Source organism: Bacillus sp. BML-BC051 (assembly GCF_019656175.1).
GTDB classification, from domain to species: domain Bacteria; phylum Bacillota; class Bacilli; order Bacillales; family Bacillaceae_G; genus Bacillus_A; species Bacillus_A mobilis.
The window spans coordinates 167,439-179,974 of the sequence record NZ_BPLI01000018.1 but is presented as its reverse complement, the minus strand read 5'-3'; the positions used below and the strand labels follow the sequence as shown (position 1 = coordinate 179,974).

At 37.7% G+C, this 12,536-nt stretch carries 11 protein-coding genes; all 11 read left to right on the top strand.

The annotated features are described in order from the left end of the window. Positions 1 to 3 precede the first annotated feature (3 nt). The 11 genes from K5S59_RS10450 (at position 4) to rlmN (ending at position 12,533) form a co-directional block, all read left to right on the top strand. Complete coding sequence (locus K5S59_RS10450) at positions 4 to 2,727, top strand: calcium-translocating P-type ATPase, SERCA-type (protein WP_001104752.1); 2,724 nt, start codon at positions 4 to 6, stop codon at positions 2,725 to 2,727. 99 nt (positions 2,728 to 2,826) lie between these two features. Further along, complete coding sequence (locus K5S59_RS10445; protein WP_000564116.1) at positions 2,827 to 3,702, top strand: YicC/YloC family endoribonuclease; 876 nt, start codon at positions 2,827 to 2,829, stop codon at positions 3,700 to 3,702. Positions 3,703 to 3,769: 67 nt separating this feature from the next. Continuing rightward, the gene (remA, locus tag K5S59_RS10440; RefSeq protein ID WP_001251456.1) at positions 3,770 to 4,033 is read left to right on the top strand and encodes an extracellular matrix/biofilm regulator RemA; all 264 of its coding nucleotides are present in this window, start codon (positions 3,770 to 3,772) and stop codon (positions 4,031 to 4,033) included. 13 nt (positions 4,034 to 4,046) lie between these two features. Next, on the top strand, positions 4,047 to 4,664 hold the full coding sequence (gene gmk, locus K5S59_RS10435; RefSeq protein ID WP_001257740.1) for a guanylate kinase: 618 nt from the start codon (positions 4,047 to 4,049) through the stop codon (positions 4,662 to 4,664). Positions 4,665 to 4,666: 2 nt separating this feature from the next. Next, the gene (gene rpoZ / locus K5S59_RS10430; RefSeq protein ID WP_000933965.1) at positions 4,667 to 4,879 is read left to right on the top strand and encodes a DNA-directed RNA polymerase subunit omega; all 213 of its coding nucleotides are present in this window, start codon (positions 4,667 to 4,669) and stop codon (positions 4,877 to 4,879) included. A gap of 172 nt (positions 4,880 to 5,051) precedes the next feature. After that, positions 5,052 to 6,257: a bifunctional phosphopantothenoylcysteine decarboxylase/phosphopantothenate--cysteine ligase CoaBC gene (gene coaBC, locus K5S59_RS10425; protein ID WP_000911720.1), complete on the top strand. Its 1,206-nt coding sequence runs from the start codon at positions 5,052 to 5,054 to the stop codon at positions 6,255 to 6,257. After that, positions 6,254 to 8,659 carry a primosomal protein N' gene (priA, locus tag K5S59_RS10420; protein WP_098237922.1) on the top strand — a complete coding sequence of 802 codons (2,406 nt, stop codon included), beginning with the start codon at positions 6,254 to 6,256 and terminating at the stop codon, positions 8,657 to 8,659. Before coaBC ends, priA begins: the two co-directional genes overlap by 4 nt. Before the next feature lie 11 nt (positions 8,660 to 8,670). Beyond that, positions 8,671 to 9,141, top strand: a complete 471-nt coding sequence (gene def / locus K5S59_RS10415; RefSeq protein WP_061678221.1) for a peptide deformylase — start codon at positions 8,671 to 8,673, stop codon at positions 9,139 to 9,141. 23 nt (positions 9,142 to 9,164) lie between these two features. Further along, positions 9,165 to 10,109, top strand: coding sequence for a methionyl-tRNA formyltransferase (fmt, locus tag K5S59_RS10410; RefSeq protein ID WP_000598786.1), 945 nt, complete (start codon positions 9,165 to 9,167; stop codon positions 10,107 to 10,109). Then, the gene (rsmB, locus tag K5S59_RS10405; RefSeq protein ID WP_001249654.1) at positions 10,106 to 11,440 is read left to right on the top strand and encodes a 16S rRNA (cytosine(967)-C(5))-methyltransferase RsmB; all 1,335 of its coding nucleotides are present in this window, start codon (positions 10,106 to 10,108) and stop codon (positions 11,438 to 11,440) included. Before fmt ends, rsmB begins: the two co-directional genes overlap by 4 nt. Positions 11,441 to 11,444: 4 nt before the next feature. Beyond that, entirely contained in the window at positions 11,445 to 12,533 is a 1,089-nt protein-coding gene (gene rlmN, locus K5S59_RS10400) for a dual-specificity RNA methyltransferase RlmN (protein ID WP_000450538.1), read from the top strand. Positions 12,534 to 12,536: the final 3 nt, after the last annotated feature.

Genomic DNA, 12,536 nt, shown 5'->3' with positions numbered 1-12,536 from the left:
GGGATGAATTGGTATGGAATGCGCGCACACGAAGTGGAAGAAAGAACGAATACGAATGTGAAGGTTGGACTTACAGAGAAGGAAGCAGAAGGGCGAATAAAAAAATTTGGTACAAATGAATTAGATGAAGCCAAAAGGCCTTCTGCACTGATGGTATTTTTGGCGCAGTTTAAAGATTTTATGGTACTTGTTTTATTTGGTGCAACAATAGTTTCGGCTTTTTTAGGTGAATACATTGATTCTATTGCGATTGTTGCGATTGTTATTATCAATGGTATTCTTGGCTTTTTTCAAGAAAGAAAGGCTGAAAAGTCACTGGAAGCTTTAAAAGAGCTAGCCGCCCCGCAAGTTACTGTAATGCGGAATGGAAAGTGGGTAAAAGCACCGTCTAAAGCACTTGTTTTAGGTGATGTCATTAAATTTTCTAGTGGTGATCGTATTGGGGCGGATGTACGTCTTGTTGAGGCATCAAGTTTATATATCGAAGAATCAGCTTTGACAGGAGAATCAGTACCGGTGCAGAAGAAGGTAGAAGCTCTGCAGGGGCAAGATGTTTCAATTGGTGATCAAAAAAATATGGCTTTTATGGGTACAATGATTACACGAGGAGCTGGCACAGGGGTCGTTGTAGCAACTGGTATGAATACAGCGATGGGCCAAATTGCAAATATGTTACAAAATGCAGAGCAAATGGAAACACCACTGCAAAGAAGATTAGAGCAACTCGGGAAAATATTAATTATTGTGGCTCTTATTTTGACAGCGCTTGTCGTATTAGCCGGTGTGTATCAAGGGAATGAAGTGTATCATATGTTTTTAGCAGGAGTGTCGCTAGCCGTTGCTGCTATTCCTGAAGGATTACCAGCAATCGTTACAGTAGCTTTATCGCTTGGTGTACAGCGTATGATTAAAAAGAGAGCAATTGTAAGGAAGTTACCAGCGGTAGAAACGTTAGGATGCGCTTCTGTTATATGCTCTGATAAAACAGGAACAATGACGCAAAACAAAATGATGGTAACACATATGTGGTCAGGTGGAGAGTTATGGAAAGTGACGGGTCAAGGGTATGAACCTAATGGCTCTTTTTTGAAAGGTGAAAAAGAATGCGATCCAGCAAAAACAAAAGCATTGTATCAACTACTCACATTTGGTTCACTATGTAATAACGCAAATATTATTCAAAAGAAAAAGGCATATGTATTAGATGGAGATCCAACTGAGGGAGCACTAGTAGCTGCAGCAATGAAAGCGGGGATAACGCGTGAGGCACTGAAAGGGAAATTTGAAATTATTCGTGAATTTCCATTCGATTCAACTCGAAAAATGATGAGTGTTATTGTGCGAGATAGAGAGGGGAAAAAGTTTCTTGTTACGAAGGGAGCACCAGATGTCCTCCTGCAAATGAGTCAAACGATTTTATGGGGGGATAAGCAACAACCGATAAGTGAGTTGTATAGAAAAGAAGTACAGGCGGCTATTCATAGTTTAGGTAGTCAAGCGCTTCGAACAATTGCAGTTGCATTTAAGCCATTAAAAGTAACAGATTCTATTGAACATGAAAGAGACGTTGAAAAAGATTTTATGTTGGTCGGGATACAGGGAATGATTGATCCGCCAAGACCAGAGGTAGAACAGGCTGTAAAAGAGTGCAGAGAAGCTGGTATTCGAACAGTGATGATTACAGGAGATCATAAAGTGACAGCAATGGCAATTGCGGAACAATTAGGGGTTTTACCACCTGGTGGACGTGTTGTTGAAGGAGTAGAACTCGCGAATATGGATGTAGAGGAACTAGAAAGTGTTGTAGAAGATACGTATGTATTTGCTCGAGTATCACCTGAACATAAATTGAAAATTGTTAAGGCGTTGCAAAATAAAGGGCATATAGTAGCGATGACAGGTGATGGAGTAAACGACGCTCCGGCTATAAAAACAGCGGATATTGGGATAGCGATGGGAATTACAGGGACAGACGTTGCGAAAGAAGCTTCTTCTCTTGTTTTGCTAGATGATAATTTTGCTACGATTAAATCAGCAATTAAAGAAGGTAGAAATATATACGAGAATATACGTAAGTTTATTCGTTATTTATTAGCATCGAACGTAGGAGAAATTTTAGTCATGCTATTTGCAATGTTACTTGCATTACCGCTGCCGATGGTTCCTATTCAAATTTTATGGGTGAACTTAGTTACTGACGGTTTACCGGCGATGGCATTAGGATTGGATAAGGCGGAAGGGGACGTGATGAAGAGAACGCCGCGTCACCCGAAAGAAGGGGTATTTGCTAGAGGGCTTGCCTGGAAAATTATAAGTCGTGGCTTTCTAATTGGAGCAGTGACGTTAGTGGCGTTTATTATTGCATATAATCAACACCCAAATGAGCTGAAATATGCACAAACTGTGGCGTTTGCGACGTTGGTACTTGCACAACTTATTCATGTATTTGATTGCCGAAGTGAACATTCTATCTTCCACCGTAATCCGTTTGGGAACGTGTATTTAGTAGGAGCGGTTATCATTTCTTTACTGTTAATGTTAGTGGTTATATATTACCCACCGCTACAACCGATCTTTAGTACAATGCCAATACAAGCGAGAGATTGGTTGTTAATTGGAGGTTTGTCATCAATTCCGACCTTCTTACTTGTAGGTTCTTTATTAACAGGGAAAAAGGGGAAGAAGGAAAAGCCAGTATTATATAAGAAGGGATTAAACTTGAAATAGTCAATGATATGAAAATGTGATATAATTTACAGAAGGTAGTAGAGCCTTGTCTCTATTACCTTTTTCATTGAGTTATTTCATGGCTTGGATGTGATAAAAATGATTTGTAGTATGACAGGATTCGGAAGGTCAAAAGTAGAAAATGATACTTTTCAAATTACAGTAGAAATGAAATCGGTGAACCACCGTTTTCTAGAGATGAGTATTCGACTACCGAAGCAAATGATGGTATTTGAAGACAAAATTCGTAAAATAATTGCAGAACAAGTTCGGCGTGGACGCATTGAAGTGTCTATTAGTATAACGGGTGAAGGGCTTGTTGAAAGAAAATTAAGTGTGAATTGGTCGCTTCTTGAGCAGTACCAATCGATTATGGAAGATATAAAAGGGAAATTTCAATTACAAGATTCTAGTACACTTCAGCAATTAATGGCAATGCCAGAAGTAACAGCGATTGAAGAAGTAGAAAATGTAAATGAACAATTTGAGAACAGTTTATATGAGGCTGTTCGCCAAGCTGCTCATATGTTAAAAACGATGAGAGATGGCGAAGGAGAACGATTACATAAAGATATAGCGTATCGTTTACAAGAGATTCACAATTGTGTAAATGCAATTATTCCGCATGCACCGATTGTTACGCAAAAATATCGTGAACGATTAGAAAATCGCTTAAAAGAATTACATAATCAAGAACTAGATGAACAAAGATTGTTAACAGAAGTCGCAATTTTTGCAGAGCGTTGTGATATTCACGAAGAGTTAGTTCGTTTGCAAAGTCATTTAGAGCAATTTCGTGAAACACTGCAGATTGAAGAGCCTGTTGGAAGGAAAATGGATTTCATCGTGCAGGAGATGCATAGAGAAATTAATACGATTGGTTCTAAGGCAAATGACTTAACAATTTCAAAATATGTTGTAGAAATGAAAAATAACCTTGAAAAAATTCGTGAACAAGTACAAAATATTGAGTAGCTTTCAAAAAATATATAAAGTTATACGTGGTGGAGAAATCGGATAGACTTACTAGGAGGCGCAAACTATGGCCATGCGGTTTTTAAATATTGGATACGGAAATATTGTATCTGCTCATCGAATTATTGCTATTGTAAGTCCGGAGTCAGCTCCTATTAAACGAACAGTACAGGAAGCACGCGAACATAATGCTTTGCTTGATGCTACGTATGGGAGAAAAACAAGGGCGGTTATTGTTATGGATGATGGGCATGTGGTATTAAGTCCAATTCAGCCAGAGACGATTGCACATCGTTTGAATAATAAAGAAGATTTAAGTGAGGAAGGGTAGGTTTTACATATTTATGAGAAGTAGAAGAGGATTGCTCATCGTTCTTTCAGGGCCTTCTGGGGTTGGTAAAGGAACGGTTCGAAAAGAGCTGTTTAGTCATGAGGATACACGTTTTCAGTACTCCATTTCAGTAACGACACGTAAGCCACGTGAAGGTGAAGTAGATGGTGTGGATTATTTCTTTAAAGAGAGAGAAGAATTTGAGGAAATGATTCGTAATGAAAAATTACTTGAGTGGGCTGAGTTTGTAGGTAATTATTACGGAACACCGATTGACTATGTTGAAAAAACATTACAAGAAGGAAAAGATGTATTCTTAGAAATTGAAGTGCAAGGAGCAATTCAAGTTAAGAAAGCATTCCCAGAAGGTGTATTTATTTTCTTAGCACCTCCAAGTTTATCTGAACTAAAGAACCGCATTGTCGGCCGTGGTACAGAAACTGAAGATGTTATTGAAAATCGTTTAACGGTAGCGAAAGAAGAAATCGAAATGATGGACGCTTACGACTATGTTGTAGAAAACGATCAAGTTGAATTAGCTTGTGAAAGAATTAAAGCAATTGTGGTTGGTGAACATTGCCGCCGCGAAAGAGTAGCAAAATATTATAAAGAAATGACGGAGGGTCTATAATTATGTTAAATCCATCAATTGATTCATTATTAACAAAAATCGATTCTAAATATACACTTGTAACAGTAGCTGCAAAACGTGCGCGTGAAATGCAACTTGCTGATAACTGTGTTATCGAGCAACCTGTTTCTCATAAATGTGTAGGTAAATCACTAGAAGAAATCGATGCAGAAGTATTAAAATATGTACCAAGCGAAGGCAAAATCATCGATTAAGACATTCTTTTCGACAAATTAAAACATAGACTTTATAATTTTCTATGTAACGGTAACAACCTATTTACAAGTAGGTTGTTATTTTTTTACGATAGGGAAGAAATATTGGAACTGACGAGCTGGGAATTCTGTTTCAGTATTATAAGTTTGAAAAAGAAAGAGGACGAGCCATATGCTAAAAGGGAAAAAGATACTTCTATGTGTAACAGGAGGCATTGCGGTCTTTAAAGCGGCTGCGTTAACTAGTAAATTGACACAAGCTGGTGCTATTGTAAAAGTAATGATGAGTGAGTCGGCAATGAAGTTTGTTACGCCTCTTACATTTCAAGCACTTTCTCGCCATGACGTATATACAGATACATTCGATGAGAAAGACTCAGCTGTTATTGCACATATCGATTTAGCAGATTGGGCAGATATAGTACTTGTTGCACCTGCTACTGCCAATTGTATTGGGAAGTTAGCTGGTGGTATTGCAGACGATATGATTACAACTACTTTGTTAGCTACTACAGCCCCAGTGTGGATTGCACCTGCTATGAATGTGCATATGTATGAAAATAAAATTGTACAAAAAAATATGATGACGTTAAAAACGTTAGGATATACATTTATTGAGCCTGGAGAAGGTTTTTTAGCGTGTGGTTATGTAGCGAAGGGAAGACTAGAAGAACCGGAAGCAATTATTGCACGGTTAGAAGAGGCTTTTTCAGAACAAAAACCATTGCAAGGGAAAAAAATATTAATAACTGCTGGACCAACTCGTGAAAAGATTGATCCAGTGCGTTTTATGACTAATTTTTCTTCTGGAAAAATGGGATATGCAATTGCGGAAGTGGCAGCGAAATTAGGTGCTGATGTCATACTTGTTTCCGGACCAACAGCATTAAACCCACCATTACATGTAAATACGGTACAAGTGGAATCTGCACAAGATATGTTAGAAGTAGTTCTGCAACAGTATCAAAACGTAGATGTTGTCATTAAAACAGCAGCAGTTGCAGATTATCGCCCGAAATATGTTCATGATAATAAAATGAAAAAGAAAAATGGTGATGCTGTAATCGAACTTGAGAGAACAGTAGATATTTTAAAAACGTTAGGTGAGATGAAGGACAAACAGTTACTTATCGGTTTTGCGGCTGAAACGACAAACGTAGAGGAATACGCAACAAAAAAATTACGTGAGAAAAATGCGAATATGATTGTTGCGAACGATGTAAAGGCGCAAGGAGCTGGATTTGGTACAGATACGAACATTGTAACAATGTATAGAAAAGATGGAGAAGTTATAGAGTTGCCACTTTTAACGAAGAAAGAGGTTGCTCGTGAAATATTAAAGCAAATTGAAATGATGTTAGAAGATGATCGTCTATGAAATTTGCAAGTGTAATTGTTGATGTACCTGCACGTCAGACAGATCGACCATTTGATTATATTATCCCTAAAAAGTGGGAAGATATTGTCCAGACAGGCATGCGTGTAGTAGTTCCGTTTGGCCCAAGGAAATTGCAAGGATTTATTATTGGGATCAAAGATTCGGTTGAAGTAGAAAGTAAGAAGTTAAAGACAATCCATGAAATATTAGATGTAACACCAGTTTTAAACGAGGAATTATTAAAGCTTGGATATTGGCTTACAAGTGAAACGTTATGTTATATGATTTCAGCCTTTCAAGTCATGCTTCCAACGGCGATAAAAGCGACGTATAAAAAGCGTCTACAACTTCGTAAACAAGAAGAAGTAGCACCTGAACTACTGTTTTTATTTCAGGACAAAGAAGCGATAGATTGGGAAGTTATTGAGACGCAGCCACATCTATACCGCACGATTCAACAAGAAATTAAAAATGGCACGATTGAAGTTGTTTATCAAGTAAAAGATAAAGTGCAAAAGAAGAAACAAAGAGTCGTCCAACCGGAGTTGCCAGAAGATAAATTAGAATTAGCAGCATTTGAACTGAAAAGTAAAAAACAACAAGATGTACTCTATTATTTTGTGGAAAATTATAAAAGTGTGCCGTTGAAAGTGATAACAGAAGAGTTGCAAATAACAGATGCTCCGATTAAAGCACTTGTTAAAAAAGGGCTCATCTCAGAAAAGTATGTGGAAGTATATCGGAATCCGTATGACGATGATGATTTTGAACAAACGAAACCATTCCCGCTTACGGAGGAACAAAAGCAAGTTATTACACCGATTTTATCATCAATTACAAATGAAACTTACAATCCATTTTTACTATATGGTGTTACAGGAAGCGGAAAAACAGAAGTATATTTACAATCTATAGCAGCGGTGCTTGCGAAAGGGAAAGAAGCTATTGTGCTTGTTCCTGAAATTGCACTAACGCCTCAAATGGTAGATCGTTTTAAAGGTAGATTTGGCTCGCAAGTTGCGGTTCTTCATAGTGCTCTGTCTGTTGGAGAAAAATATGATGAATGGCGTAAGATTTTAAGAAAAGAAGTGAAAGTTGTAGTTGGTGCACGTTCAGCCGTATTTGCACCTTTTGAAAATTTAGGGATTATTATTATTGATGAGGAGCACGAATCGAGCTATAAGCAAGAAGATAATCCGAGGTATCATGCAAGGGATGTAGCTGTGTGGAGGGGACAATATCATAAATGTCCTATCGTTCTTGGTAGTGCAACACCGACACTTGAATCGTTTGCAAGAGCGAAAAAAGGTGTGTATGAATTACTAACGATGGAAAAGCGTATGAATGAACAAGCTTTACCGACAGTAGAGATTGTTGATATGCGTGAGGAACTTCGTGACGGGAATCGTTCGATGTTTTCGAAGGCACTGCATGAAAAAATAGCAGATCGATTAGAAAAGAAAGAACAGATGGTGCTCTTTTTAAATAGAAGAGGTCATTCTACATTTGTTATGTGCCGCGATTGCGGGTATGTTGTACAATGTCCGCATTGTGATATATCGCTGACATATCATAAAATGAACCATCGTTTAAAATGTCATTATTGCAGTTACGAAGAGAATATGCCGACTGCCTGTCCTGCTTGTCAAAGTACATATATTCGTTTCTTTGGTACAGGTACACAAAAGGTAGAAGAAGAAATTACAAAACTATTTCCAGAGGCACGAGTCATTCGAATGGATGTAGATACGACAAGTCGCAAAGGAATGCATGAAAAATTATTAAAGGCATTCGGGGAAGAAAAAGCGGATATACTACTTGGAACACAAATGATTGCGAAAGGATTAGATTTTCCTAAAGTAACGCTTGTTGGGGTTTTAACTGCAGATACGATGCTTCATTTACCTGATTTTCGAGCGAGTGAAAAGACGTATCAGTTATTGACGCAAGTAAGTGGGCGAGCAGGCAGACATGAATTGCCAGGGGAAGTTATAATTCAAACGTATACGCCAGAACATTACAGTATAGAGTTAGCAAAGAACCAACATTATGATGTGTTTTTTGATCAAGAAATGCAAATGAGACGAACAAGACAATATCCACCTTATTACTATGTTGTACTTGTAACAGTATCTCATCCAGAATTATTAAAGGCAGTGCAAGTGACGGAAAAAATTGTCGGTCATTTACGGGCGCACTGCACGCAGCAAACGATGGTGTTAGGACCGGTTGCTTCAGCAATTCCAAGGATAAAAGATAGATATCGTTATCAATGCATGATAAAATACAAACGGGAACCAAACTTAAAGAACGTGCTCAAAATGGTAAATGAACATTATCAAGCAGAAATGCAAAAAGAGCTACAAATCTCAATTGATTTTAATCCAACAATGTTAATGTAGCGGAGGGAAATATGGCAGTTTTAGAAATAGTAAAGCATCCAAATGAAGTGTTAGAAACACCATGCGAAAGAGTAATTAACTTTGATAAAAAGTTAGTGAAATTGTTGAAAGATATGCATGAAACAATGTTAATTGCGGACGGAGTCGGTTTAGCTGCGCCTCAAGTAGGTGTAAGCTTGCAAGTAGCGGTAGTTGATATCGATGATGATACGGGGAAAATCGAGTTAATCAATCCATCGATACTAGAAAAACGTGGTGAACAAGTAGGTCCCGAAGGTTGTCTAAGCTTCCCGGGACTTTATGGTGAAGTGGAACGTGCGGATTATATTAAAGTACGTGCGCAAAATCGCAGAGGTAAAGTATTTTTACTAGAAGCAGAAGGATTTTTAGCACGTGCCATTCAACATGAAATCGATCATTTACACGGTGTGTTATTTACATCGAAAGTGACAAGATATTATGAGGAAAACGAATTAGAATAGGTATTAAAAGGAGCGGTTTTTTAATGATAAAAGTAGTATTTATGGGAACACCGGACTTTTCAGTGCCGGTGCTTCGTCGTCTTATCGAAGATGGCTATGATGTAATAGGTGTTGTGACGCAGCCTGATCGTCCGGTAGGTAGAAAAAAAGTATTAACACCTACACCTGTTAAAGTTGAAGCAGAAAAACATGGTATTCCGGTGTTACAACCGTTAAGAATTCGTGAAAAAGCCGAATATGAACAAGTCTTGGCATTAGAGCCAGATTTGATTGTAACAGCTGCTTTCGGTCAGATTGTACCAAATGAAATTTTAGAAGCACCGAAGTATGGATGTATTAACGTCCACGCGTCTTTACTACCTGAACTTCGTGGTGGTGCACCAATCCATTATGCAATTATGGAAGGTAAAGAAAAAACGGGTATTACAATTATGTATATGGTAGAGAAATTGGATGCGGGTGATATCTTAACGCAAGTAGAAGTGGAGATTGAAGAGCGTGAAACGACCGGCTCTTTATTCGATAAGTTAAGTGAAGCAGGGGCACACCTACTATCTAAAACAGTACCTTTATTAATTCAAGGTAAGTTAGAACCAATTAAACAAAACGAAGAAGAAGTAACGTTTGCATATAATATAAAACGTGAGCAAGAGAAAATTGATTGGACAAAAACAGGTGAAGAAGTATACAATCACATTCGCGGATTGAATCCATGGCCAGTTGCTTATACGACTTTGGCAGGACAAGTTATTAAAGTATGGTGGGGAGAGAAGGTCTCTATTACAGAGAAAGCTGAACCAGGTACAATAGTAGCTCTTGAAGAAGATGGATTTGTTGTTGCAACAGGGAATGAGACAGGTGTTAAAATCACTGAATTGCAACCTTCTGGTAAAAAACGTATGAGTTGTTCGCAATTTTTACGTGGCACAAAACCTGAAATTGGAACGAAGTTAGGAGAAAATGCATGAGACAAAATGTTCGTGAGTTAGCTCTTGATGGCTTAATTCAAGTAGAAAAAAGTGGTGCATACAGTAACTTACTTCTAAATAATCTAATTGAAAAAAATGCAATTGATAGAAAAGATATTGGTTTGTTAACTGAAATTGTATATGGAACGATTCAACGTCGTGACACATTAGATTATTATTTACAGCCTTTTTTAAAAAAGAAGGTTGAGGCGTGGGTAAGAGTATTACTTCGCTTATCTTTATATCAAATGATTTATTTAGATCGAGTGCCCGAGAGAGCGGCTATCCATGAAGCAGTGGAGATTGCAAAGCGTCGCGGACATAAAGGGATTGCCGGTATGGTAAACGGGGTATTACGTTCGATTCAGAGAGAAGGGGTACCTTCTGTAGATGAAATCAAGGATCCAGTAGAACGTTTGGCAATTGCAACAAGTCATCCAATGTGGCTTGTTCAAGATTGGGCTTCTGAATATGGTTTAGAGACAGCGGAGAAAATGTGTGAAGTGAACATGTTACCTCCAGTACCAACAGCGCGTGTAAATGTTGATAAAATAACAGTAGACGAAGCAATTGAGTTGTTGGCTAGTGAAGGTATAGAAGCGAAGCACGGCGATTTATCAGAGGATGCAATTCAAATTGAAAGAGGGAATGTAGCCCATACAGATGCGTTTAAAAAAGGTTTTCTTTCTATTCAAGATGAAAGTTCTATGCTCGTAGCGCGCGCTTTAGATCCGAATGAGGGAGATGTAGTTCTTGATAGTTGTGCTGCTCCGGGCGGAAAAACAACGCACATTGCAGAGCGATTAAAAGGAACAGGTCAAGTTATGTCTCTTGATTTACATGCACACAAAGTACGTTTAATTAAACAACAAGCAGAGCGACTTGGTCTAGAAAATGTCGAAACAAAAGCACTAGATGCTAGAAAAGTGCAAGAACACTTTGCGAATGAAACATTTGATAAAATATTAGTAGATGCACCGTGTTCTGGATTTGGTGTGATTAGACGTAAACCTGATATTAAGTTAGGTAAAAATAAAGGCGATAGTGAAAGATTATCGACGATTCAACTTGCAATACTAGAAAAAATAGCACCATTGTTAAAACAAGGTGGTCGCCTTGTTTATAGTACGTGCACAATAGAAAAAATAGAGAATGAACAAGTAATAAAGCAATTTTTACAAGAGCATCCTGAATTTGAATGGGATACTACGATAAAAAATCGCATGCCAGAAAAGTTAAATCCGTATATTGATGAAGGTCAAGTACGAATTTTACCGCATTATTTTGCAACAGATGGCTTTTATATTGCTTGTTTAAGGAAGAAGGTGTAGCATCGTGGAAACGACTGTGAGAAAACAAAAGAAAAATCTAGAAACGAAGAAACCATCAATTTATTCTTTACAACTTCATGAAATGCAAGATTGGTTAAAGGAACAAGGAGAACCAAAGTTCCGTGCAGGACAAATCTTTGATTGGCTATATAAAAAACGTGTAAAAAATTATGACGACATGTCGAATCTTTCTAAAGGATTACGCGATAAATTGTCGAATTCCTTTGATATTACTACTTTAAATACATTGGTAAAACAAACGTCTTCTGATGGAACAATTAAATTCTTATTCCAATTATATGATGGTTATTCTATTGAAACAGTGTTAATGCGACATGAATATGGAAATTCTATTTGTGTAACAACACAGGTCGGATGCCGTATTGGTTGTACGTTCTGTGCATCTACACTTGGTGGATTAAAACGAAACTTAGAAGCTGGAGAGATTGTAGCGCAAGTAGTAGAAGTACAACGTGCACTTGATGAAACAGAAGAACGTGTAAGTTCGCTTGTTGTTATGGGAATTGGAGAGCCGTTTGATAATTACGACAACTTAATGTCATTCTTACGCATTATAAACCATGAAAAAGGAATTCATATTGGCGCAAGACATATGACAGTTTCAACAAGTGGAATTGTTCCAAAAATTTATAAGTTCGCTGAAGAAGATATGCAAATTAATTTTGCGATTTCATTGCATTCTGCAAATACAGAGTTACGTTCAAAATTAATGCCGATTAACCGTGCTTATAAGCTACCAGACCTAATGGAAGCTGTTAAATACTATGTAAATAAAACAGGGCGTCGTATTACGTTTGAATATGGCTTATTTGGAGGAGAAAATGACCAAGTTGAGCAAGCTGAAGAACTTGCTGCGCTTTTAAAAGGTGTAAAATGTCATGTAAACTTAATTCCGGTAAACTACGTACCTGAACGTGATTATGTACGTACACCACGTGAACAAATTTTCTTATTTGAAAAAACGTTAAAAGATCGTGGAGTGAATGTAACAATTCGCCGTGAACAAGGTCATGATATTGATGCAGCCTGCGGTCAGTTACGTGCGAAGGAGCGTAAAGAAGAGACGAGGTGACGA